Source organism: Actinomadura atramentaria DSM 43919 (genome assembly GCF_000381885.1).
GTDB classification, from domain to species: domain Bacteria; phylum Actinomycetota; class Actinomycetes; order Streptosporangiales; family Streptosporangiaceae; genus Spirillospora; species Spirillospora atramentaria.
This window is the reverse complement of record NZ_KB907225.1, coordinates 45,839-68,314: the sequence shown is the minus strand read 5'-3', so window position 1 is coordinate 68,314 and position 22,476 is coordinate 45,839. Positions and strand designations below refer to the sequence as shown.

Genomic DNA, 22,476 nt, shown 5'->3' with positions numbered 1-22,476 from the left:
CCCGCGCAGGCCCGCCGCGCGTTCGTCCGGACACGCCGTGCGCCGACGCGCCGTGCGCCGACGCGCCGTGCGCCGACGCGCCGTGCGCCGACGCGCCGTGCGCGTGGCCTGCGCACGCGGAGCGTGCGCAGGCCACGCGCGGGGCGCGGTATCCCAGTGACCGCGCGCGCCAGGCCCAGCGCGCCGTGCGGGTCAGCGGGGGCGGCGTTCCGTCTGGTTCCAGAAGGCCGTCAGCGCGCTCGCCGTCGTCTCCGGGGCGTCGACGGCGGGGGAGTGGGCCGCGCTCGGGATGACGACGCGCGCCGCGTCCAGCCGCTCCGCCATCGCGGCCTGCGTGCGCGGCGCCCACACGTCGTCGTCCTCGCCGTACAGGACGAGCATGTCCAGGTTCATGCCGCGCGCGTGCTTGGCCAGCTCCTCGACGCGGTCGGGCGCGGTGAGGATGCCCTCGGCCATCGCCGACAGCCCCGTCGTGCAGTTGGCGAGCGTCCGCTCCCGCAGGAACGCGACGATGTCGGCCGGGACGCCGCGCTCCACGGCCTCCGGCTCGATCGCCAGCGTCCAGATCTGCTCCATGCCGAGCTGCGGCAGTGCGTCCCGCAGCGCGGCCGCGCGCTCGGCGTACGGGCCGGTCACCGCCGCCGGGCCGGACGACATCAGCGTCAGCGACGCGGGCAGCACCGCGCCCGACAGCACCGCCTCCCGCACGATGAGCCCGCCGAACGAGTGCCCCACCAGGTGGACGGGCTCGGGCCCGAGCACCTCGCCGACCGCCGCGACGTCCGCGCCCAGCTCGGCGCGCGCGTAGACGGCCGGGTCGTCGGAGCCCGGCGACTGGTACTGCCCCCGCATGTCCATCGCGACGACGCGGCGGCCGGACGCCGCGAGCGTCTGCAGCACCGCGATGAAGTCCTCTTTGCTGCCGGTGAAACCGGGCACGAGCAGCGCCGGGCCGCGTTCGACGACACCCGACCCGGGCAGGGCCTCCAGCACCGCGAAGGTGCCGCGCGGGGTCGCGACGGACGTCCGGCGGACGCCGGCGGGCAGGGTCAGGAACGGGGGCGTGCTCACAGAGCGCCACCATACTAAACCTGTCGGGGAGAACACCGGTCAAGCCGCTTCGGTGGTAGCGTCGCGGCGTGGGTGCGGGACCGGCGATCTCGGCGCACCGCCGCGACGCGGCGGGCGTCGCCGGGCTGCGCGACGCGGCGGCGTCCGGGGCCGAGTACGTCGAGATCGACGTCCGGCGCGCGGGTGACGGCACGCTCGTCGTCCACCACGACGCGACCGTGGGCGGCCTGCCCGTCCGGCGGCTGAGCGTCGCGCGCATCCGGGAGGCCGCCGCGCAGCCCGTCCCGGACGTCGCGGAGGCCATGTCGATCATCGCGCCGCACGCGTTCGGCCACCTCGACCTCAAGGAACCGGGCGTCGAGCACGAGACCGTCGCGCTCGCGCTGGAGATCTTCGGGCCGGGCCGCTTCGTCGTCACCACCCGCGACGCGGCCGTGCTCGCCCGCGTCAAACGGGACTTCCCCGGCGCGCGGACGGCGCTGTCGGTGGGCCGCGGGCTGCTGGAGCGCGGCGCGGCGGGCGACCTCGCGCCGCTGCGCGCGATCCGCGCGTCCGGCGCGGACATGGTGGCGCTCAACCACCGCCTCGCCCGCGTCGGCGTGCTGCGGCAGTGCGCGCGGGCGGGCTACCCGGTCATGGTGTGGACGGTCAACGCGGACCGGCTGATGCGCCGCTTCCTGCGCGACCCGCGCGTCGCGGTGCTGGTCACCGACCGCCCGACCGCGGCGCGCGCCCTGCGCTGAGACGCGAAATCCCCGGGAGACGGGGTCTCCCGGGGCGGCGTGGCTGTGTTTCCAAGTCCCGGCCTACGGCCCTCGCCTGGCGGCTCGGGCCTGTGCGAGCGCGGCATCGCTTCGCGATCTGGCCTGTGAAGCTCGCCTCCGGCTCGCTTCACCGGCCAGGTAACGCACTCGCGCTGTGGCTGAGGCACTTGGGACAGACGCTAGGAGTTGTACGGGTCGGCGGTCCGGCCGGCGCGGGTGCGGCGGCGGGTCCGGGTGCGCGGACGCTCGGAGACGACGGTGTCGCCGGACGCCTCCGCCGGGGCGGCGGTCTCGGGCGCGGGCTGCTCGGCGGCGGCCTCGCCCTGGGCGGGCGTGCCCGTGGTGGACATGCCCGTGGTGGACGTGCCCGTGGTTGGCGTGCCCGTGGTTGGCGTGCCCGTGCTCGGCTGAGCGGCGGTGGACTTGGCGGCCGACCGGGAGCGCCGCGTCCGCTTGCGCGGCGCGGGGGCCTCGGCCGCCTCGGCCGCCGGAGCGGCTTCGGCCGGAGCCTCGGCGACCGGAGCCGCCTCGACCGCCGCGGTCGCGTCGGCCGCGACGGGCCGTCCGCCGCGCGTGCGGCTGCGGCTGCGCTTGCGCTTCGGCCGCGCCGGACGCTCCTCCTCGTCCCGGTCGCGCCGCGCGGTGCTGCGGTTGCGCCCGGTCTCGCCGATGTCCTCCAGCTCCTCGGCGGCCAGCCCGGCGCGCTCGCCGCGCTGCTCCTTGGGGAGCGTCCCGGTGATGCCCGCCGGGATGCCGAGCGTCGCGTAGAAGTGCTCGGAGGTGGAGTAGGTCTCCTCCGGGTCGGCGAACGGCAGCCCGAGCGTCCCGTTGATCAGCTTCCAGCGGGGCAGGTCGGACCAGTCGACCAGCGTGACGGCCACGCCCTCCTTGCCCGCGCGGCCCGTCCGGCCGATGCGGTGGACGTAGGTGTCGGCGCTGTCGGGGCACTCGTAGTTGACGACGTGCGTGACGTCGTCCACGTCGAGGCCGCGGGCGGCGACGTCCGTCGCGACCAGCACGTCGATCTTGCCGTTGCGGAACGCGCGCAGCGCCCGCTCGCGCTGGCTCTGCCCGAGGTCGCCGTGGACGGCGGCCGCGTCGAACCCGCGCTGCACCAGCTCGCCCGCGACGCGGTCGCAGGTGCGCTTGGTCTGGCAGAACACCATCGTCAGCCCGCGGCCGTCGGCCTGCAGCAGGCGCGCCAGCATCTCGGGCTTGTCCATCTGGTGGGCCTGCCACACGTGCTGGACGACCTGCGGGGTCGCGTCCGACTCGCTGTGCGCCTCGGCGCGGACGTTGGTCGGGCGGGTGAGGTAGCGCCGCGACAGCGACACGATCTCGCCCGGCATCGTCGCGGAGAACAGCATGGTCTGCCGCTTCGCGGGGATGCGCTCGATGATGCGCTCGATGTCGGGCAGGAACCCGAGGTCGAGCATGCGGTCGGCCTCGTCCAGGACGAGGACGCCGATCTCGGAGAGGTCCAGGTGCTTCTGCTTGACGAGGTCGAGCAGGCGGCCGGGCGTGCCGACGACGACGTCGACGCCCTCGCGCAGCGCCGCGACCTGCGGCTCGTAGGCGCGCCCGCCGTAGACGGCGAGGACGCGGGTGCCGATCTTGCCGCCCGCGACGAGCAGGTCGTCGGTCACCTGGCCGGCCAGCTCGCGGGTCGGGGCGACGACGAGGGCCTGGGGGCGCTTGCCGCCGTGGGTGATGCGCTGCAGCAGCGAGATGCCGAACGCGAGGGTCTTGCCGGTGCCCGTGCGGGCCTGGCCGATGATGTCGTGTCCGCCGATGGCGATCGGGAGCGCGAGTTCCTGGATCGGGAACGCGTCCACGATGCCTTCGGCTTCCAGGGCGTCTGCTATCTCGGGTCGGACCCCGAGTTCACGAAAGGTAGTCAGGGCTTTCAGCCTCCATAGTGCGGGGTCCTCGCTCCGTGCGCGGCGCCGCGGTAGCTCCCTGGCCGCGCCGGGGCCGGCGGGCCGGAGGGGTCCGTCACGTTCCGCGGGGGCCGTCCCGGTCGGGTGCCGGGCCGCCGTCCGCGTCCGGTGTCCGCGCGCTCATGCGGGAGGGACCAGCCGTCGATCATTTCTCGGGCGACCGCAGTCAGGGGTTGAAAGCAGTCACTCGCTGTGGGTGCGTGCGGTCACACTCCGCGACGCAGTGTACCGACCGAGGTTCAGGTCCACCAACGGTCGATCACCAGTGTTAACGGTTCCCGCTTCCGCGCTATTCCATGCCCGGTCGGGAGGGCCGATCTGACAAGCGATTTTACCGTTTCGTCCCTAAGTTGGCCAGTATCGGCCAGCGGTTGGATTCCGGCGTCGCGTGATCTTCCCGGAGTCCCCGCGCCCGCAGCGCGGAACCGTACGATCTTGGCGTTCCAGTCGCCGGGCGAAGGGCCGACGCATGGCATCCGAGGACGGGCCCGGCGCGCCGGGCTGGCGCGTCGAGGGGTTCACCGAGGTCCGCGAGCTGGGCGCGGGCGCGCAGGGGCGCGTCGTCCTCGCCCGGCACACGACGGCCGGGACGCCCGTCGCGATCAAGTACCTGGTCCGGCGGCCCGGCGACGACGCCGCCGTCGAGCGGCTGCGCGCCGAGGCCGTGATGCTGGGCCGCGTCGAGGACCCGCACGTCGTCCGGCTGTACCGGTTCGTCACCGGGCCGGACGGCGCCGCGCTGATCATGGAGGCGGTGGACGGCGTGACGCTGCGCGCCGTCCTGGACCGGCACGGGGAACTCGCGCCGGAGGCCGCGCTGACCGTGCTGTCCGGGTCGCTGTCCGGGCTGGCCGCCGCGCACGCCGCCGGGGTCGTCCACCGCGACTACAAGCCCGCCAACGTCATGGTCCGCGCGGACGGGCTGAGCAAGCTCATCGACTTCGGCGTCGCCGCGCTCGCCGGGGACGGCGCGCGCTCGGGCACGCCCGCGTACATGGCGCCCGAGCAGTGGGACGGCGCGCCCGCCTCGCCCGCGACCGACGTGTACGCCGCGACCTGCGTGTTCTTCGAGTGCGTGGTGGGGCGGCGGCCGTTCTCGGGCGGCGCGGCCGAGCTGGGCGCGGCGCACCGGAGCGCGCCGCCGCCGCTGGACGCGCTGCCCGGACCGCTGCGGCCGCTCGTCGCACGCGGCATGGCCAAGGACCCGGCGGCGCGGCCCGCGGGGGCGGCGGCGTTCCTCGCCGAGCTGGAACGGGCCGCCGCCGACGCGTACGGCGCGGACTGGGAGACGCGCGGGCTGCGGCTCGTCGCCGGGGCCACGGCGGCGCTCGCGGCGGCGTTCCCGCTGCTCGCGGCGGGCCTCGTCCCGGCCGGGGGAGCGGCGGCGGGCGCGGCGGGCGGCCTCGCGGGCGGCGCGGCGGGCGGTGCGGCCGGGGGAGCGGCAGCGGGCGGCGCGGGTGGTGCGGCGCTGACGGGGGCGGCCGGGAGCGGCGCGGCGGGCGCGGGAGCCGGGGGTGCCGCCGCGGGCGGTGCGGGCGGTGCGGGTTCGGCGGCGGGCGGGCTGCTCGCCGCGACGGGCGCGAAGGTCGCCGTCGCGGGCGTGGTCGCCGCCGCCGTCGCGGCCGGCGGCACCGGCGCGTACGTCGCCGCCCGCCACGACGGGCCGCAGCAGCCCCCGCCCGTCCACGTGGCCGTCGTCCCCGCGTCCTACACGCGCGACCTCACCGGCCCGACCCTCACCGTCCGCGTGAACTACCCGACGATCGGCGGCCTGCGCGACCCCCGCGTCGAGGCGGCGGTCAACCGGGTCCTGCGCGCGCCCGCCGACGCGTGGGTCACGGCCGTCCACGACGACATCGGCTCGTTCGAGGGCACCGGATCGGCGACGCAGTATAAGCCCGTCGCCCGCTACCAGATGGGATTGACGGGGCCGCGGTACGCGTCCGTCCGCTACTCGTTCGAGGACACGCAGCGCAACAGCGGCCGGGCCGTCACCGCCGTCGCGGATCTGCGCACCGGGAAAGCCGTGACCAATCGGGATCTGCTGCTGCCCGCCCTGTTCGCGGACGCGGGCGCGCGCCGCCTCACCGAAGTCCTGGACCGCCACGCGCGCAACGGGAACCTGTGCCAGGAAGCGGGCCACGAACCGTCCGGGCTGCCCGGGGAGCAGCCGCATCTCGTCGGGCAGCAGGTGAAGGACGGATCGGTGACGGTCTTCCTCGCCAAGCGCGGGGCCGAGTTCGCGCTGCCACTGATGGCGCTCGGTTATGACATGTCGTGCCAGCGCGGCGCGGACCCGGTCGTGGTCCCGTACGCCGACCTCGGCGGCCTGTTCCAGCCGGGACCGCTGAAGGAACTGGCGCGGACGCCGTCCTAGGACAGGGCGCAGCCCCCGCCGCGGGGGTCGGCGGGGGCTGCGGTCCGGAAGCCGTGCGGCCGTGCGGCCGGGCGCGCTAGTAGGAGCGGCCCCAGTGCCCCCCGCGCGCCGTGGTGAGGGCGGCGACCCCGAGCGCGGCGATCACCACCGCGAAGACGAACGCGAGCACGGAGCCCGCGCCGAGCGCGTTGGCGACGACGCCGCCGAGGATCGAGCCGACGATGCCGACGAGGATCGTCAGCAGGATGCCGATGGGGTTGCGGCCCGGGACGACGAGTCGGGCCAGGGCACCGATGACGGCACCCACGATGATGAACCAGAGGACCGTCAGAACCATTGTCGATCACCATTCCGTTCCAGGTCGTGCCGTTCGGCGGCGCGACCGCTCGGTCGGTGGTCGATATGCCCGTCAGGAGGGCGCTAAACGTCGGCTCGACGGCGCGGGGTCAGCCGCCGAAGCCGACCCGGCGGCTCTCGTCCTCCCCGAACTCCAGGTAGCCCAGGTGCCGCGCGGGGACGACGACCCGGCCGCCCTTGCGGTCCGTCAGGACCAGGACGCCGTTCTCCTCCGCCAGCGCCTCGCGCAGCGCGCGCTCGACGTCGGCGGCGCCCTCCCTGGTGTCCACGACGAGTTCCCGCGCGGCGAACTGCACACCGATCCGCACCTGCACGGCGTCCCCTTCCAGCCCCGGCCCGTCCCGTACGGACGGGCCGCCTGGGACCGATGGTGGCACGCGGAACGGCCGGCGCGCGCGCCGCGCGGTTCGCCGAAAGTGAAACTCTAGGGGGTGCGGGGGAAGCCGGAGATGCCGCGCCAGGCGAGCCGCGCGATGATCGCCTCGGCCGTCTCCTTGGGGATCGCGCGGTGCTGGCCGAGCCAGAACCGGGCGCTGACCTCGGCCATCCCGACCAGGCCCATGCCGAGCAGGTGCGCCTCGTCCTCGGGGCAGCCGGTGTCCTCGACGATCACCTGGGCGATCATCTCGGCGCACTGCTGGTTGGCGCGGTCGACGCGGGCGCGGACGGGGGCGACGTTGCGCAGGTCCGACTCGAAGACCAGCCGGTACGCCTCGCCCTCGCCCGCGACGAAGTCGTAGAACGCCTGCATGCTGGCCTGCACGCGCAGCTTGTTGTCGGTGGTGGAGCCGAGCGCGTCGCGGACGGCCTTCACCAGCGCCTCGGCGTGCTCGTCCAGCAGCGCGAGGTACAGCTCCAGCTTGCCCGGGAAGTGCTGGTAGAGCACCGGCTTGCTCACCCCGGCCCGTTCGGCGATCTCGTCCATCGCCGCCGCGTGGTAGCCCTGGGCGACGAACACCTCCTGCGCCGCGCCGAGCAACTGCCTGCGGCGCGCCAGCCGCGGCAGCCTCGTGCCACGGGGGCGGGCGTCCGGGGTAGCGGCCACCTCACACTCCGATCAAACCGAATCAGTGCGGCGGAAAGGGGTGACCGCCGCGGGAACCGTTCCCTTATCTTACGCGCCGGTAACCTCCCGGTCACCAGTCCACGCCCAGGTCATGGTGTCAGGCCGGAACGTCCCGCGCGGGTGAAACCGCAGGAGAAGCCCGCAGAACGGGCGCCGCCCGGGTCAGCGGTACTCGTCCTCGTCGCCGGGGACTTCGCGCTCCTGCTCGGCCACGTCGGCCTCGTCGGCCTCGGCGGGCAGGCCGTCCGGGCGCGGGCCGACGTCGCGGGCGTCGGCGCGCTGCTCGGCCGCGTCCGCCTCGTCGGCCTCGGCGGGGACGCCGCCGGGCCAGTCCGGCTCCGCGCCCGCCAGGTCGGCGCGCTGCTCGGCCGCGTCGGCCTCGTCCGCCCCGCCGTCCACCGGGCCGGTCGTGTTCTCGGTCATGCGCCGTGCTCCCCTCCGCCGTGGTCACTGCGGGTTCTCGCGTACCCCGGCGGGGGCGGGTCGATGCCCGCGCGCATCAGGGGACCGGCGGACGGGCGTCGGCCAGCAGCGGCGCGAGCAGGTCGCCGTCCTTCTCGACGCGGGCCAGCACGTCGGCGGGCGTGAACGCCAGATCGGCCGGATCGGCGCAACCCTCGACCTCCGCCCACGTCACCGGTGTGGACGCCGACGGCTGCGGGGCCGCGCGCAGCGAGTACGCGGCGACGGTCGTCTTGGCGACGTTGTTCTGGCTCCAGTCCACGAAGACCTTGCCGCCGCGCAGCTTCTTCTCCATCTTCGCGACGACGAGGTCGCCGTGTTCGCCCGCGAGCCGTCGCGCCGCCGCCTTGGCGTAGTCGGACGTCCGCCCGGTCGGCTTGACCGGCGCGTACAGGTGCAGGCCCTTCTTGCCGCTGGTCTTGGCGACGCATTCCAGGCCGTCCTCGGCGAGCAGGTCGCGCAGCAGCAGGCCGACGCGGCACGCGTCCACCAGGTTCGCCGGAGGGCCCGGGTCGAGGTCGAAGACCATGAGGTCGGGTTCGCGGCGCGCGCCGCGCGGCCCGACCCGCCACTGCGGGACGTGCAGTTCGAGCGCGGCGAGGTTCGCGCACCACACGAGCGTCGGCAGGTCGTCCACGACGACGTAGTCCACCGACTCGCGGCCGCGCGTGCTGCCGGGCGTCGCGATCGTGACGGTGCGGACCCAGTCGGGCGTGTGCGACGGCGCGTTCTTCTCGAAGAACGCCTGGCCGTCCACCCCGTCCGGGTAGCGCTTGCGGGTCGCCGGGCGGGCGCGCAGGTGCGGGAGCGCGACCGGCGCGATCCGCGCGTAGTAGTCGATCACCTCGCCCTTGGTGAAGCCGGGGTACAGCTCCTTGTCGAGGTTGGACAGGGACAGCTCGCGTCCCTCGACGGTCACACCGGTACGGCTACTGCTGCTCATCGGTCACCTCGCGGGGGTCCTTGTCGTCGCGCAGGCCCCGCCACGCCGGGTGGCGGAGGCGGCCCTCGTCGGTGAGGGCGCCGTAGGCCACGTCCCCCACCAGGCGGGGTTCGACCCATCGGGCGTCGCGGACGACGTCGCGGGGGAGCGGTTCGGCGTACGGGCTGGCGTCGCGGAGCAGGGGCGCGAGCAGGGCGTCCAGCTCGTCCAGGGCGCGGTCGGTGAAGCCCGTCCCGACGTGCCCGAGGTAGCGCAGCCGCCCGGCCGCGTCGTACTCCCCGAGCAGCAGCGACCCGACGCCGCCCGCGCGGCGGCCCTTGCCGGGCTTGTAGCCGCAGACGACCGCCTCGCGGGTGAGGAAGTTCTTCACCTTCCGCCAGTGCGGGACGCGGCTGCCGGGGCGGTAGGGGGAGTCGAGCCGTTTGGCCAGCAGGCCCTCCAGCCGCTGTTCGAGGGTGTAGGCGAGGAGTTCCTTGACCTGGGCGGCGTCCGCGCCGTTCAGGTAGGGCGGGACCTCGACGGGGCCGCCCGCCGCGATGCCGAGGCCGTCGAGCAGGGCGCGGCGCTCGGCGTACGGGAGGTCCACGACGTCGCGGCCGTCCAGCGACAGCAGGTCGAACACGATGTAGCGGACGGGCACCTCGCGGACGAGCCGCGCGTGCGGCCGCTCGACGTGCATCCGCCGCTGGAGCCGTCCGAAGCTCGGCAGCCCGCCGTCGAACGCGACGATCTCGCCGTCCAGCACGGCGGTCCGGCCGGGCAGCAGGTCCGCGAGCCCGGACAGCTCGGGGTAGCGGTCGGCGACGTCCGTGCCGCGCCGCCCGGCCGCGCGGACGCCGCCGCCGACTTGGGCGACGACGCGCACGCCGTCCCATTTCAGCTCCAGGCCCCAGCGCTCGGCGTCGGCGGGGAGGTCCCCGCTGACGGCCGTCATCGGCTCGATCGGCCACGGCAGGCTCATGCCGGGTTCCCTACCCGGCCGCCGGGGTGCCGGAAGACCGAAACGAAGCTGGCGGACGCGCTAGTAAGAACTGTCTTCCGGGTAAGGGTCGGTCATGCGCAGCATCTGGAAGGGCGCGATCTCGTTCGGCCTGGTCACGATCCCGGTGAAGCTCTATTCGGCGACCGAGCAGCGCGACGTCGCCTTCCACCAGGTCCACCGCACCGACGGCGGCCGGATCCGGTACAAGCGCGTCTGCTCGATCGACGGCGAGGAAGTGCCCTACGCCGACATCGCCAAGGGCCTCGAACTTCCGGACGGCGAGACCGTCATCCTCACCGACGAGGACTTCGCCGACCTGCCGCTGGACACCAGCCGCCAGATCGACGTGCTCCAGTTCGTGGAGTCCGACGAGGTCGACCCGATCTACTTCGCCAAGTCGTACTACCTCGAACCGGAGAAGCAGGGCGCGAAACCGTACGTCCTGCTGCGCGACGCGCTCGCGGACACCGGGCAGGTCGCGATCGTCAAGGTCGCGCTGCGGCAGCGGGAGTCGCTGGCGACGCTGCGGGTCCGCGACGAGGTGTTCGTCCTGGAGACGATGCTGTGGCCCGACGAGGTCCGCGCGCCCGACTTCGCGTTCCTCAACGAGGACGTCGAGGTCCGCAAGCAGGAGCTCACGATGGCGACCTCGCTGATCGAGTCGATGGCGGGCGACTTCGACCCGTCCGAGTACCACGACGCGTACCGGGAGGCGCTGCAGGCCGTCATCGACGCCAAGATCGAGGGCCGCGAGGTGACGCGGCCCGCGCCCGCCGCGCCGGAGGCCCCGGCCGCCGACCTGCTGGGCGCGCTGCGCGCCAGCGTCGAGGCGGCCAAGAAGAGCCGCGCGGACAAGGAAGGCGGCAAGGCGTCGGGGAAGGCGGCCGAGAAGTCCGCCGCCAAGCGCCCGGCGACGCGGAGTCCGGCTCCGCGCAAGAAGGCCGGTACGTCGAAGGAGAAGCCCGCGTCCAAGACGCGGAGCCGGAAATCCGCCTGACGACCCGCCGCGCGCGGGCGGCGGGTTGGGGCCCGCGGCGGCGCGGGCCCTCCGCACCGCGCCGCCGCGGGGTCAGGGGGCCCGGTGGGCGGCGAGGCTCGCGTCCAGCACCCGGGCGGCGCGGGACGGCTCGCGGCAGGGGCCGATGCGCTCGCCCCAGCCGAAGCGGAAGCACCAGTCGCGGGCGTCGCCGGAGCCGTCCGGGACGGCGATCACGGTCTCGCTGAAACCCGGCGGGGCCGGGGCGAGGACGTCGGCGGTGGGCCGCCGGTCGCCGTGCGCGGTGACGTGGACGGTCCAGCCCCGGGAGCGCAGCTCGTCGGCCAGCCGGTCCAGGTACGCGAGCGCCGCCGTGGCGTCGCCGCTCACCTGTGCGGACATGGGTTCCCTCCAAGGGAGAGGCGCGGAATCCCCCTCATGGTGCGGCGGCGGGCGCCGAGATCACAAGCACTTTGCGTAATCTGTCGGTCACGGTGCGGAAAGCGGCGGTGCGGGGGCGTCGGCGCGGTCGTTCCGGCCGTGCCGACGCCCCGCGCGGTCACGTTCCGGCGGGCTCCAGGGCGCGCGCGGGCGCGTCGTCCTCGCGGACGCCGTAGCGGCGGTACAGCCGGGCCAGCGGGCCGGGCGCCCACCAGCCCGCGCGGCCGAGCAGCCGCATCGTCGCGGGGACGAGCAGCATCCGCACGACGGTCGCGTCCAGCGCGATGGCGACGACCATCCCCACGCCGGTCATCTTGATGAACGCCACTCCCGACGTCGCGAACGCGCCCATGACCACGATGAACAGCGCGGCCGCGCCGGTGATGATGCGGCCCGTCCGCTGGAGGCCGGACGCGACGGACCCCGCGACCTCGCCCGTCGCGTCGTACCGCTCGCGGACGCGGGAGAGCAGGAACACCTCGTAGTCCATCGTCAGCCCGAACAGCATCGCGATCATGAGGATGGGCATCGACGGGTCGAGCGCGCCGGTCGCGGTGAAGCCGAGCAGGCCGGACAGGTGGCCCTCCTGGAAGATCAGCGTCAGGACGCCGAACGTCGCCGAGAGGGACAGCGCCGTCGTCACCATCGCCTTCACCGGCAGCAGCACCGACCCGAACGCCAGGAACAGCAGCACGAACGACGCCAGGCCCACGGTCAGCGCCAGCCACGGCAGCCGCGCGCCGATCGCGGACAGGCTGTCGGCCAGCTCGGCGGTCTGGCCGCCGACGAGCATCCGCGCGCCGGGCGGCGGCGTCTGCGCGCGGACGTCCGCGACGAGGCGGCGGGCGGCGGGGGTGTTCGGGTCGCCGCGGAACCGGACGTCGATCTCGGCCGCGCCGCCGCGCGTCCGGGTGACGTCCGCGCCGGTCGCGCCGGGCAGGGCGCGGAGCGTCCCGGCGAACGCGGCGGCGTCGGCGGGCGCGCGCAGGCCGGTGAGGACGACGCGGACCGGCTCGGTGGACGAGCCGGGGAAGTCCACGCGCAGCGTCTCGGCGGCGGTCCGCGCGGACGCGCCGGACGGCAGGACGCGGGCGTCCGTCCCGCCCCACGCGATTCGCGCCAGCGGCGAGCCGACGGCCAGCAGCAGCGCGCCGATCGCGACGACCGTCACGGCCGGGCGGCGCATCGCGGCCGTCCCGACGCGGTGGAAGAACCCGGCGCTCTCCGGCCGCGCCGCGCGCGGCTTCCGGCGGATCGGCAGCCGCAGCGCGTCCACGCGCCGCCCGAGGACCGCGAGCAGGGCGGGCAGGACGGTGAGCGCCCCCGCGACGCACACCAGCACCGTCGCCATGCCGCCGAAGCCCATCGACCGCAGGAACATCTGCGGGAACAGCGTCAGCCCGGCCAGCGACACCGCGACGGTGACGCCGGAGACCAGGACCGTCCGCCCGGCCGTGGCGAGGGTGCGGCCGAGCGCGCCCGCGACGTCGTCGCCGCCGCCCAGCTCCTCGCGGAACCGCGACACCACGAACAGGCCGTAGTCGATGGCCAGGCCGAGGCCGAGGAACGTCGTGATGTTCACCGCGAAGATCGACACGTCCGTGACGGACGCGAGCAGCCGCAGCGCGGTGAACGAGCCGAGGATCGCGATGCCGCCGACGACCAGCGGCAGGCTCGCCGCGACGAGCCCCCCGAAGATCACCACGAGCAGGACGAGCAGGACCGGCAGCGAGAAGCCCTCGGCGCGGCCGATGTCGGCGCTGACGCGCTCGTTGATGTCGGCGACGGTCGCGACGGGGCCGCCGACCGCGACGGTGAGGCCGTCCGCGCGGGCGAGGCGGTCCTTGATGCGGTCGTAGGCGTCGGAGCGGGCCTCGTCGTCGGCCCCGGCCAGGCGCAGCGCCGCGTAGGTGGCGGTGCGGTCGTGGCTGACGAACGCGTCCGAACCGGTCGTCCAGCGGGTCGCGACGCCCGCGACGGCGTCCTTCGGCAGCGCGGCGAGCGCCCGTTCCACCGACGCGCGGACGGTCGGGTCGTCCACGTCCTTGCCGCGCGGCGCGCGGTAGACGGCGACGACGTCGGCGGCGTCGCGGCCGAGCGCGCGGTCCGCGACGGCGGCGGCGCGGGCGCTGTCGCTGCCGGGCGTGGTGAACGCGCCCGCCGAGCTGAGGGAACCGAACACGCCCGTCCCCCAGACGGCGGCGGCGACCAGCGCCAATGCGGACAGGACGAGCGCGGCCCGCCGTCTCCGGTGCAGTAGTCGTCCCCAGCGGTCGAGCATGGCTGCCTCCCGTGATAGCCGTTCGCGTCCGTAAACGCTGTTAACTCGTAACGGGTGTTAACCTCGCATGGCCCCAGCGGGCACGTCAAGCGGGCGGGAGGACGGATGGAGAGCCGGCGGGAGCGGCAGCGCGCGGCGACCGTGGACGAGATCACCCGGACCGCGCGCCGCATCCTGGTCGAGGCGGGGCCCGAGGCCGTCACGCTCCGGGCCATCGCCCGCGAGATGGGCATGACCGCGCCCGGCCTCTACCGGTACTTCGCCAGCCACGGCGACCTGCTGCGCCACCTCGTCGGCGTCCTGTTCGGCGAGATCACCGCCGCGCTGGAGGCGGGCATGGCGCGGGCGGCCAAGGGCGACCACGGGGGCAAGTTCCTCGCGGTGGCGCGGGCGTTCCGGCGCTGGTGCCTGGCGCATCCGCGCGAGTTCTCGCTGCTGTTCGGCGCACCGCTGCCGTCCCTGGACGACGAGGGCGACCTGGACTTCGCCGACCAGTGCGGGCGCGAGTTCGCGTGGACGTTCGTGCGGTTGTTCGTCGACCTGTGGCGCAAGCAGCCGTTCCCGGTCCCGGCCGACGAAGAGCTGGACCCCTCGCTGCGCGCGCAGTTGACCCGCTACCGCGACGACGTCCTGGGCGTCGACCTGCCGCTCGGCGTCATGCAGCTCTTCCTGCAGTGCTGGGTGCGGCTCCAGGGGGCGATCAGCCTGGAGGCGTTCGGGCACCTGAACTTCGCGCTGGACGATCCCGAGCCGCTGTTCGAGCTGATGCTGGCGGAGCTGTGCGGGCTGCTGAATCTGGAGTACGAGCCGCCCGCGGGGTGACGGCGGGCATGGGTTTTCGCCCGATTTCATGCCAGTATTTACTGTCATAGATCCGGGGCGCGCGGGGAGCGGGGCCGCGCTCCCCGGATCTTCCCCGTCACGCCGTCGTGTAGTCGGGGAGCGCGGTGTCCGTGGCGGCGGGCCAGGACCTACGCGCCGACGACGGCGGTCCCGACGCCCATTCCGCCGAGTGTCAGGCCCGCCGGGCCGCAGATCCTCGACGCGCTCGCCCTCACCGCCGCCGAGGACGGCTGACGCCTTTGGTCAGACGACCGGACGTTCGGCGTGTTCTATTATCGAACCATGCTGGTGGAGGCTAAGGAGATCGGCCGCCGGATCGCCGACGCGCGCGGCCGGGCTGGCTTCACGCAGGCGGATCTCGCGCAAGAGATCGCGCTGGACCGGTCGGCGCTCGCGAAGATCGAGACCGGTGACCGACGGGTCACCGCTCTGGAGCTGGCGCGGATCGCGCAGGCGGTGGGCGCGCGCATCGAATGGTTCGTCGAACAAGCTCCCGAGGCGATCGTCTCGAGGCGCAACCGGCAGGAGCCGGGCGCGCCGAGCCCGCGTATCGACCAGTGGGCGGAGCGTGTCGCGCGTGCCGTGGAGTTCACGGTCGGCTCGTCGCTGGGCGGCGTCCCCGCCGAAACGATGCCGACCGACAGGAACGAGGCCGAACGGCTGGCCGCGAAGGCGCGTCGACTGCTCGGCGCGGCTCAGGACGGTCCCCTGCCCGACCTTGCCGAGCACGTGGCGGAAATCGGGCTGCTGGCCTTCTCCTTCGATCTCGGGGTGGATTCGGCGGACGCCGCGACGGTGCTGCTCCGCTCCGGCGGCATCGCCATCGTCAACGGCGCGTCGCAGGTGGGGCGCAGGCGTCTCGCGCTCGCCCACGAACTGGGTCATTACCTCGTCGCGGATGAGTACACCGTGGATTGGCGTATCGCCGAACAAACCGGTGCCGAGCGACGGGAGAGCCTGCTGGACCGCTTCGCTCGCGCGCTGCTGCTGCCCGCCGACAGCCTGCGTCGGGACTGGGCGAAATCGGCCGATGGCCCGACCGGCGATCCGCGCGCGGCTGCGGTCCGCGTCGCGAGCGCCTACCGGGTCGACATGGCGACGCTCTCCCGGCGGCTGAGCGAGCTGGGAATCATCGACGGCACGGCGGCGGGACGCGTTCGCGCCGTGCGCACGACTCGGGCCGACATCGTGGAGCACGGCCTCGTCGTCGCCGACGAACTGGCCCCGCCCGCCCTGCCGCGCGCGTACGAGCGCGCCGTGCTCCGGCTCTACCGGCAGGAGGACGTGTCGGCGGCACGCGCCCTGGACCTGCTCTTCGACACCTGGGATGAGCCGAGCCTCCCGCAGCTTCCCCAGCGCCCCGAGCACGACATCTGGCAGTTCGTTCAGTGACGCCGAGGCAGGTGGAAACCCTCGTCTTCGATACGGGACCGCTCAGCCACTTCGCGAAACAGAATTGGCTCGGTGTGCTCCGCGCGGTCGTCGATGAGAGCGAGCGGTGATCCCGGACACCGTCGTCGCGGAACTGAGGGAGGGGGTTCATGCGCACTCGCACTTGACGGCCGTTCTCGAAGCTTCCTGGATTGAACACTGCGAGGTTCCCGTCAGCGCCGAGTTCGCGATGTTCGCCGCCCGGCTCGTCGGCGCTAACGGCCGCGACATCGGGGAGACCGGAGTGCTGGCCTACGCGAAAACACATGGTGCGACGGCGGTGATCGACGACGGTGCGGCCAGGAAGGCCGCGCAGGCGTACGGCGTCGAGCACACGGGCACGCTCGGCCTGCTCTGCGAGAGCATCCGCACGGGGCTGTTAACGGTGGCGTTGGTGTCCGCGCTCGCCGACCAGTTGATGGAGGGCGAATACCGGTTGCCCTTCGGACTCGGCGGTTTCGAACGATGGGCGAAAGAACAAGGCTTGGTTTGAAAGCGTTCGACCGGCTGCTGAGCGAGCGCATTGCGGGATGATGGTCGGTATGACCCAAGAGGAGAAGCCGACCACTCTGGGGGAGATGGCGGAGATGCTGCGGGTTCTCATCGACTCTCTCGGACCGGAGACGCCGGTTGAGTTCGCTGTGTGCGACGGCACGGGGCTGCTGATCCACGACAACGTCGATATCGGGCCATACCAGAGGTTCAGCGGCGAGTCCGGGGAGGCAGCCGGTGCATTCGTCATGCTCCGCGCGCACCATCACCCCGGCACCTCGCCGGGGCGGCGGCTCACGTCCCCGACTGCGGACCTGGATGAGGAACTGCGCGGGCTCATCGAGGGCGACGCCTGATCGCGCGGAGCACCGGTCGCGGGCGCTGGTCGCGGGCACGCGGTCGGACGGCCCGGAGCGCCGTGGCCGGCGAGGGGCAGTACGTCTGGCTTGGTTCCGAGGGCCATCGGGTCGGCGGGTGACGGACGGGCTCGCCGCCGACCGGGTGTCCCGCCGTCCGCGCGGCGGCGGGACGACCGCGCGGTCAGGCGAAGAAGTCGAACTCTCCGTTGCGGACGCCTGCGGTGAAGGCTTCCCATTCGGCGCGGGTGTAGATGATGAGTTCGGCGTCGGGGTGGTGGCTGTGGCGGACGGCTACGCGGTCGGTGCCGTCGTTGAGCGGGCCGGCTTCTATCGCAGTTCGGCCCGTTGTTGGGGCTGAACGTGCTGATGTGCCAGGCGACCCGGGCGCGCTCGTTGGGTTCGAGGGTGCCCGTCGTGGTGTCGTCCATGTCGCCTCCGGGGGTCAGGCGAAGAAGTCGAACTCCCCGTTACGTACCCCGGCGGTGAAGGCTTCCCACTCTCCGCGTGTGTAGACGATGAGTTCGGCGTTGGGGTGGTGGCTGTGGCGGACGGCTACGCGGTCGGTGCCGTCGTTGAGGGGGCCGGCTTCGACGCAGTTGCCGCCCCCGTTGGGGCTGTAGGTGCTGATGTGCCAACGGACGCGGGCACGCTCGTTGGGTTCGAGCGTGCCCGTCGTGGTGTCGTCCATGTCGCCTCCGGGGGTCAGGCGAAGAAGTCGAACTCCCCGTTACGTACCCCGGCGGTGAAGGCTTCCCACTCTCCACGCGTGTAGATGATGAGTTCGGCGTCGGGGCGGTGGCTGTGGCGGACGGCCACGCGGTCCGTGCCGTCGTTGAGGGGACCGGCCTCGACGCAGTTGCCCCCGTTGTTGGGGCTGAACGTGCTGATGTGCCAGGCGACACGGGCACGGTCCTCCGGACCGAACCCTTCGTGCGTCTTCGCCATGGTTACTGCCACTCCTTCGCTACCGCCAAGATCCGCTCGGCAGAGTCCTTCTGCGACAACGCCAGCGCTGTGTGCTCATCGTACGTTCGGAAGAACACCTCGGTGTCGGGCGACTCAACGTACAGAGCACCAGCCATGGTCTCCGTATGAGCGACCTGCGGAAGAGGATCGGGGAGTTCGAACATCTCAAAGGTTCCGTACGTGCTGGCGGGTGTTCCGGCGTTGAACGGGAGGACACGGATGTCGATGCCGGGCCGCGCGGCATAGTCCGCGAGGCGGCGGAGCTGCGCGATCATGATTTCTGCGCTGCCGATCTGGCGGAGCAGAACCGACTCGTCAAGGATCGCAGAGAAGAGCGGCGGCTCGTCAGAGTCGAGGATCTGTTGCCGAGCCATACGTAGCTCGTGCCAGCGTTCGATCTGTTCGGATGTCGCGTCGTTGTCGTTGATCCTGATGACCTCTTCGGCGTACTCCGGGGTCTGGAGCAGGCCGGGGACCACGATCGCGGCGTAGGTCCGAATATGCCGGGCGCGGGACTCCAGCCACACGTAGTCGATGAGCGAGCCGGTGACGTCCGTCGCGTAGCCGTCCCACCAACCCTTCTGCCACACGTCGTGGCTGAGGTGGAACAGCTTCTCGCGCAGTGCGGCGTCCGAGATGCCGTACAGGTCGAGCAGCGCCATGAGGTCCGGGCGGCGGATGGGGTAGTAGCCCGTCTCGTACCGGCTCAGGGTGGCGACGTCGCGCTGGAGGTACTGCGCGGCGTCCTTGAGAAGCATCCCGCGCTTCTCGCGCAGGTCTCGGAGCTGCTGTCCGAGCCAGTGCGAGCGGAGCGTCGCACCGCGTTGGGCGGCGGCCATCTCGTCCTCCCGGGGGTCGGAAAAAAATCTTGATCGGATTTCGTTGGGAAACTTGCCCAGTGTCGGTCGGGCTGCAACTATACCAAGCGTGCAAGGCCCGACGCAGGGAGTCACCAAAGATCGTTAAAGAAAAACGGACCGGGACGGTCAGTGCTTGGCGGCGTGCCCGTCCCGGCCCGCGGTGCTCGGAAGGGAGCGCATCACATGGATGGCGTCAACGAGTCCGAACGTCCGCCTGTCTACCACGCCTCGGCGGCGGGGACGAACGAGGCCGGGGCCGCCCGGCCCGGCGACGACCGCGATGATCTCGCCGCGCTCTGGCCGGAGGACGACCCGATCGTCCTCGCGGCGGACGCCGAGATGGTCGCGCGGCTGTTCGGGGACGACCTGCCCCGGCTGTTCGCGCTCGTCCGCGACCCCGGCGACGACGAGGACGACGGGGACGACGAGGACGACGAGGGGGACGACGACGGCGTGAGCGGCGACGTGCGGACCGGCGCGGACGGCGGCGACGGCGGCGACGGCCGCGCCGGGGCGGCGGCGGACGACGACGCGGCGCAGGTCGTGGAGCCGAAGCTCGTCGCGCTCGGCGTCGCCCTGCCGGGCGGGTCCGCGGCGACCTTCACCCCCGGCGGGCACACGTTCGGCCACTGGAACAGCGCCGAACGCGCCGCCCACCGCCTCCGCTCCGAACTCGTCTGGTTCGCGTCCTGACGCGGACGACCCCCGCACGACGGCAGGCCCCGGCCCACGGCCGGGGCCTCCCGCACCCCCAGCGCCGCGCCGCCTCGTGCCGCGCCGCCCCGTCCCGTCCCGCGCCGCCCGCCCCGCCCCGCCCCGCGCCGCGCCGCCTCGCACCGCCGCGCGCCGCCCGCCCGCACCGCACGCCCCGTCCCGCACCGCCCGCGCCGCACCGCCTCGTTCCGCGCTGTGCCGTCCCGTCCCGCGCCGCCTCGCGCCGTCCCGTCCCGCGCCGTCCCGCGCCGCGCCGCCTCGCGCCGCCTCGCGCCGCCTCGCGCCGCCCCGCCCCGCGCCGTCCCGCGCCGTCCCGCGCCGTCCCGCGCCGTCCCGTCTCGCGCCGCCTCGCGCCGCCCCGCCTCGCGCCGCCTCGCGCCGCGCCGCCCGCGCGCCGCTGCCCTCGGCTCGTCCCGCGCACTAGTTGTATTGACCCGCGGGATTGTTGACGTGGCTGATGGGTGGTTGGCCGTCAGGTGCGGTGTGGCACCGGTGGTGGTTGTAGGTGTGGAGGAAGTCCGTCAGGGCTTCGGTGCGTTCGGCGTTGCTGGAGTGCGGGCGCACGTGTGCCCATTCGTCGAGCAGGGTGTGATTTAGGCGCTCCACCTTGCCGTTCGTCTGCGGGCGATAGGGGCGCGCGCTTATGGACGATGCCGGTGGCGCTGAGAGTCCGGCCGAACAGGCGGGATCTGTAGCAGGAGCCGTTGTCGGTGAGGACGCGCTCGACGGTGATGCCGTGCTCGGCGAAGAAAGCATTCGCGCGCTGCCAGAAGGAGGCCGCGTTCTCCTTGCGTTCGTCGGTCAGAACCTCGCTGTACGCGAGCCGGGAGTGATCGTCGACGGCTGTGCGAACGAAGCTGTAGCCGATCACGGGACTGCCGCCCCTACGCACGTCGGTTGTGGCCTGCCGATTGCCTGCGGCCTGCTGGCGGGGCACGATCCGATGTCCGCCGCGGTCTGGAATGTTGCCGAGCTTCTTGATGTCGACGTGGACCAGTTCGCCGGGATGTGATCGTTCGTGGCGTCGGATGGTCTGACCGGTGGGCCGGCCCATCCAGCGCAGCCGGTTCAGGCCGTAGCGGGTCAGGACACGGTGGACCGTCGAGCTGGGTATGCCCAGGACCGGGCCGATCCGTGCAGGACCGAGCTTGCGGTCGCGCCGTAGCTCGCAGATGCGATTCCCGACATCGGCAAGAGCCGTCTGCCGTGGACGGTCAGCCGGGCATAGGGGTGGGGCACGGGAAACCTCTGGGATGGTGCGGAATCTGGTGCGGAATCTGAGTTCGTGCCCGAGGCCGCCGATCTGGTGATCGGCGTCCTCGGGCGACAGAGGGCGAGCCTTTTGTGGGCGGCGGGTCAGGCCGGGGCCGTCTGCGCGCCCCACGGGATCTATTCGGCCCAGGCATGCTCCAGCCGGGTGCGGAAGGTGGCGGGCTCTCGCCCGATCAGCTCGGCCAGCGTCGAGTCGACAGCGGTGAACTCGCCGTTCCGCGCCGCGGCGAAGATGCTCAGCATCAGGTCGCCGATCGGAGCCGGAACGCCGTGCGCCAAGACCTGCTCGCGGAAGGCGTCGTCGGGGACGACGGTGCGGGTGAAGGGCCGTCCGGTGGTCTGGGACGCGATCTCGGCGACGGTGTCGAAGTCGAGCGCCGCCGGGCCGGTGAGCGGCGGGGTGGGCCCCTCGAAGCGGTGCTCCTCGGCGAGGATCGCCGCGGTGGCCTCGGCGAGGTCGTCGTGGCCGGTCCAGGCGACGGGGCCGTCGGCGGGAAGGGCGATGTCGCCGGTGTGGCGGGCGGACTCCAGGAACTGCAGGGCGCTGGAGGCGTAGAAACCGTTGCGCAGCGCGGTCCAGGGCAGGCCGGTGGCGCGCAGCAGATCCTCGGTCTGGGCGTGGTCGCGGCATGCCTGGAACCGGGAGTCGTGGGCGGCGCCCACCTGGCTGGTGTAGAGGATGCGGCCGACGCCGGCCTTCACGGCGGCGTCGACGGCGGCGCGGTGGCCGCTGACGCACTCCTGGCCCGCGCGGTCGAGGGAGACGAGGAGCAGTTGCTCGGCGCCCTCGAAGGCGCGCACGAGCGAGGCGGGGTCGTCGAAGTTCCCCTGCCGGACGCGGACGCCGCGGTCGGCGAGGTCTCGGGCCTTGCGGGGGTCGCGGACGCTGACGCCGACGCGGTCGGCGGGGACGCGCTCCAGGAGGCGCTCGACGATGCGGCGGCCGAGCTTTCCGGTGGCTCCGGTCACGATGATCATTGGGTCTCCCGACACTGGTTCCGGTGGAATCGCTTCAACGGTAACATCGGAAATTCCGGTGGAACCAAATCCTCGGTACCATCGGTTCATGGCTACGCGCGACTCCACCGACAGCCCTCGGCGCCGCATCGTCGAGGCGGCCGTCGAGCTGCTGGAGAACGGTGGCCCCGATGCGATGAGCACCCGCGCGGTCGCCGCCGCGGCCGGAATGCAGCCGCCGGCGATCTACCGCCTCTTCGGCGACAAGGAGGGGCTCCTCGAGGCCGTCGCCGAGCACGGCTACGCGCAGTTCCTGGAGAGAAAGCGCGCGCAGCTCGACCCCGCTCCGCAGGACCCGGTGGAGGAGCTGCGCCGCGGCTGGGACATCGTGGTCGAGTTCGGGGTCTGTCGCCCCGAGTTGTTCGCGGTGATGAACAGGGCCACCGGCCGGGGATCGGACGCGGCACACCGCGCGGGCCTGGAGATCCTCCAGGGGCGGGTGCGTCGCCTGGCGGCCGGGGGGTGGCTGCGGGTCGACGAGGAGCTGGCCGCCCAGATCATCCAGGCCACCGGCCAGGGCGCGGTCACCACCTGGCACTCCACCCCTGCGGACCGCCGCAATCCGGCGCTGTTGACTGTCCTGCGCGAGTCCATGGTCGCGGCCGTCACCCGCGCCGAGCCGACACTTCCCACCGCGGAGTCCGGGCCCGCCGCAGCGGCCCGCGCGCTGCGCGCCGCCCTCCCCGACGACGCCGATGTCCTGAGCGACGCCGAGCAGCGCCTGCTGCGTGAGTGGCTCACGCGCCTGGCGGCGGACGGTGGCGCGCCGCATGCCTGATCACGTCTCCGCCGCCCACTGTTAACAACGCTCGTGGTCAATACAACTCGTCGCGGCCCGTGATCCCGGAACGAGCGCCCGTCC

At 73.4% G+C, this 22,476-nt stretch carries 24 protein-coding genes and 1 pseudogene; 9 read left to right on the top strand and 16 right to left on the bottom strand.

Annotated features, from left to right (window positions below):
- Positions 1 to 192: 192 nt before the first annotated feature.
- Complete coding sequence (locus G339_RS0129745) at positions 193 to 1,071, bottom strand: alpha/beta fold hydrolase (protein WP_019634714.1); 879 nt, start codon at positions 1,069 to 1,071, stop codon at positions 193 to 195.
- A 68-nt stretch (positions 1,072 to 1,139) separates the two neighbouring features.
- On the opposite strand from G339_RS0129745, the gene G339_RS0129740 reads away from it, so the two are divergent.
- Entirely contained in the window at positions 1,140 to 1,814 is a 675-nt protein-coding gene (locus tag G339_RS0129740; protein ID WP_019634713.1) for a glycerophosphodiester phosphodiesterase, read from the top strand.
- Positions 1,815 to 2,014: 200 nt separating this feature from the next.
- Here G339_RS0129740 and G339_RS35770 read toward each other — a convergent pair whose 3' ends face one another.
- On the bottom strand, positions 2,015 to 3,670 hold the full coding sequence (locus tag G339_RS35770) for a DEAD/DEAH box helicase (protein WP_019634712.1): 1,656 nt from the start codon (positions 3,668 to 3,670) through the stop codon (positions 2,015 to 2,017).
- A gap of 574 nt (positions 3,671 to 4,244) precedes the next feature.
- Between G339_RS35770 and G339_RS35765 the strand changes: the two genes are divergently transcribed.
- Positions 4,245 to 6,152, top strand: coding sequence for a serine/threonine-protein kinase (locus tag G339_RS35765; RefSeq protein ID WP_051108000.1), 1,908 nt, complete (start codon positions 4,245 to 4,247; stop codon positions 6,150 to 6,152).
- A gap of 76 nt (positions 6,153 to 6,228) precedes the next feature.
- Here the strand turns inward: G339_RS35765 and G339_RS0129725 are convergent, their stop codons facing one another.
- The 6 genes from G339_RS0129725 to ligD (G339_RS0129700) all read right to left on the bottom strand — a co-directional run bounded on the left by G339_RS0129725 (position 6,229) and on the right by ligD (G339_RS0129700) (position 9,941).
- The gene (locus tag G339_RS0129725; protein WP_019634711.1) at positions 6,229 to 6,489 is read right to left on the bottom strand and encodes a GlsB/YeaQ/YmgE family stress response membrane protein; all 261 of its coding nucleotides are present in this window, start codon (positions 6,487 to 6,489) and stop codon (positions 6,229 to 6,231) included.
- 109 nt (positions 6,490 to 6,598) lie between these two features.
- Positions 6,599 to 6,823 carry a DUF3107 domain-containing protein gene (locus G339_RS0129720; RefSeq protein ID WP_019634710.1) on the bottom strand — a complete coding sequence of 75 codons (225 nt, stop codon included), beginning with the start codon at positions 6,821 to 6,823 and terminating at the stop codon, positions 6,599 to 6,601.
- A gap of 110 nt (positions 6,824 to 6,933) precedes the next feature.
- Complete coding sequence (locus G339_RS0129715) at positions 6,934 to 7,554, bottom strand: TetR/AcrR family transcriptional regulator (RefSeq protein ID WP_026341900.1); 621 nt, start codon at positions 7,552 to 7,554, stop codon at positions 6,934 to 6,936.
- Between the two features lie 183 nt (positions 7,555 to 7,737).
- Entirely contained in the window at positions 7,738 to 7,998 is a 261-nt protein-coding gene (locus tag G339_RS0129710; protein ID WP_019634708.1) for a hypothetical protein, read from the bottom strand.
- 76 nt (positions 7,999 to 8,074) lie between these two features.
- A complete protein-coding gene (ligD, locus tag G339_RS0129705) occupies positions 8,075 to 8,980 on the bottom strand; it encodes a non-homologous end-joining DNA ligase (RefSeq protein WP_026341898.1) in 906 nt (301 codons plus the stop codon).
- The gene (gene ligD / locus G339_RS0129700) at positions 8,967 to 9,941 is read right to left on the bottom strand and encodes a non-homologous end-joining DNA ligase (RefSeq protein WP_019634706.1); all 975 of its coding nucleotides are present in this window, start codon (positions 9,939 to 9,941) and stop codon (positions 8,967 to 8,969) included. Before ligD (G339_RS0129700) ends, ligD (G339_RS0129705) begins: the two co-directional genes overlap by 14 nt.
- A 94-nt stretch (positions 9,942 to 10,035) precedes the next feature.
- Here ligD (G339_RS0129700) and ku point away from each other — a divergent pair, with 94 nt between their 5' ends.
- Positions 10,036 to 10,959 carry a non-homologous end joining protein Ku gene (gene ku / locus G339_RS0129695; RefSeq protein ID WP_019634705.1) on the top strand — a complete coding sequence of 308 codons (924 nt, stop codon included), beginning with the start codon at positions 10,036 to 10,038 and terminating at the stop codon, positions 10,957 to 10,959.
- A 72-nt stretch (positions 10,960 to 11,031) separates the two neighbouring features.
- On the opposite strand, the gene G339_RS0129690 is transcribed toward ku, so the two are convergent.
- Complete coding sequence (locus tag G339_RS0129690) at positions 11,032 to 11,340, bottom strand: hypothetical protein (protein WP_019634704.1); 309 nt, start codon at positions 11,338 to 11,340, stop codon at positions 11,032 to 11,034.
- 157 nt (positions 11,341 to 11,497) lie between these two features.
- Positions 11,498 to 13,660 (bottom strand): MMPL family transporter, encoded by a 2,163-nt coding sequence (locus tag G339_RS0129685; protein ID WP_026341897.1) that lies wholly within the window; start codon positions 13,658 to 13,660, stop codon positions 11,498 to 11,500.
- A 105-nt stretch (positions 13,661 to 13,765) separates the two neighbouring features.
- Here G339_RS0129685 and G339_RS0129680 point away from each other — a divergent pair, with 105 nt between their 5' ends.
- The 4 genes from G339_RS0129680 to G339_RS0129660 all read left to right on the top strand — a co-directional run bounded on the left by G339_RS0129680 (position 13,766) and on the right by G339_RS0129660 (position 16,782).
- Entirely contained in the window at positions 13,766 to 14,482 is a 717-nt protein-coding gene (locus G339_RS0129680) for a TetR/AcrR family transcriptional regulator (protein WP_019634702.1), read from the top strand.
- A gap of 303 nt (positions 14,483 to 14,785) precedes the next feature.
- Positions 14,786 to 15,895: a helix-turn-helix domain-containing protein gene (locus G339_RS0129675; protein WP_026341896.1), complete on the top strand. Its 1,110-nt coding sequence runs from the start codon at positions 14,786 to 14,788 to the stop codon at positions 15,893 to 15,895.
- A gap of 106 nt (positions 15,896 to 16,001) precedes the next feature.
- Positions 16,002 to 16,427 carry a PIN domain-containing protein gene (locus G339_RS0129665; protein ID WP_019634699.1) on the top strand — a complete coding sequence of 142 codons (426 nt, stop codon included), beginning with the start codon at positions 16,002 to 16,004 and terminating at the stop codon, positions 16,425 to 16,427.
- Positions 16,428 to 16,476: 49 nt separating this feature from the next.
- Complete coding sequence (locus G339_RS0129660; protein WP_019634698.1) at positions 16,477 to 16,782, top strand: hypothetical protein; 306 nt, start codon at positions 16,477 to 16,479, stop codon at positions 16,780 to 16,782.
- Positions 16,783 to 16,966: 184 nt separating this feature from the next.
- Here G339_RS0129660 and G339_RS41170 read toward each other — a convergent pair whose 3' ends face one another.
- From G339_RS41170 to G339_RS0129645, 4 genes are all read right to left on the bottom strand, one after another.
- Positions 16,967 to 17,116, bottom strand: a complete 150-nt coding sequence (locus G339_RS41170) for a DUF397 domain-containing protein (RefSeq protein ID WP_420804510.1) — start codon at positions 17,114 to 17,116, stop codon at positions 16,967 to 16,969.
- A gap of 111 nt (positions 17,117 to 17,227) precedes the next feature.
- A complete protein-coding gene (locus tag G339_RS35760; RefSeq protein ID WP_019634697.1) occupies positions 17,228 to 17,473 on the bottom strand; it encodes a DUF397 domain-containing protein in 246 nt (81 codons plus the stop codon).
- A 14-nt stretch (positions 17,474 to 17,487) separates the two neighbouring features.
- Complete coding sequence (locus tag G339_RS0129650; protein ID WP_019634696.1) at positions 17,488 to 17,730, bottom strand: DUF397 domain-containing protein; 243 nt, start codon at positions 17,728 to 17,730, stop codon at positions 17,488 to 17,490.
- A 2-nt stretch (positions 17,731 to 17,732) separates the two neighbouring features.
- Positions 17,733 to 18,590: a helix-turn-helix domain-containing protein gene (locus tag G339_RS0129645; RefSeq protein WP_019634695.1), complete on the bottom strand. Its 858-nt coding sequence runs from the start codon at positions 18,588 to 18,590 to the stop codon at positions 17,733 to 17,735.
- Between the two features lie 204 nt (positions 18,591 to 18,794).
- On the opposite strand from G339_RS0129645, the gene G339_RS40120 reads away from it, so the two are divergent.
- Positions 18,795 to 19,304, top strand: a complete 510-nt coding sequence (locus G339_RS40120; protein ID WP_019634694.1) for a hypothetical protein — start codon at positions 18,795 to 18,797, stop codon at positions 19,302 to 19,304.
- Positions 19,305 to 19,745: 441 nt separating this feature from the next.
- Here G339_RS40120 and G339_RS38260 read toward each other — a convergent pair.
- Together G339_RS38260 and G339_RS0129630 are read right to left on the bottom strand one after the other, a co-directional pair.
- Positions 19,746 to 20,517 (bottom strand): annotated as a pseudogene (locus G339_RS38260) (IS481 family transposase); the annotation flags it as partial.
- Positions 20,518 to 20,714: 197 nt separating this feature from the next.
- Positions 20,715 to 21,575, bottom strand: coding sequence for an SDR family oxidoreductase (locus G339_RS0129630; protein ID WP_019634692.1), 861 nt, complete (start codon positions 21,573 to 21,575; stop codon positions 20,715 to 20,717).
- An 88-nt stretch (positions 21,576 to 21,663) separates the two neighbouring features.
- Here G339_RS0129630 and G339_RS0129625 point away from each other — a divergent pair, with 88 nt between their 5' ends.
- On the top strand, positions 21,664 to 22,392 hold the full coding sequence (locus tag G339_RS0129625; protein WP_020722884.1) for a TetR/AcrR family transcriptional regulator: 729 nt from the start codon (positions 21,664 to 21,666) through the stop codon (positions 22,390 to 22,392).
- The last annotated feature ends 84 nt before the right edge of the window (positions 22,393 to 22,476 follow it).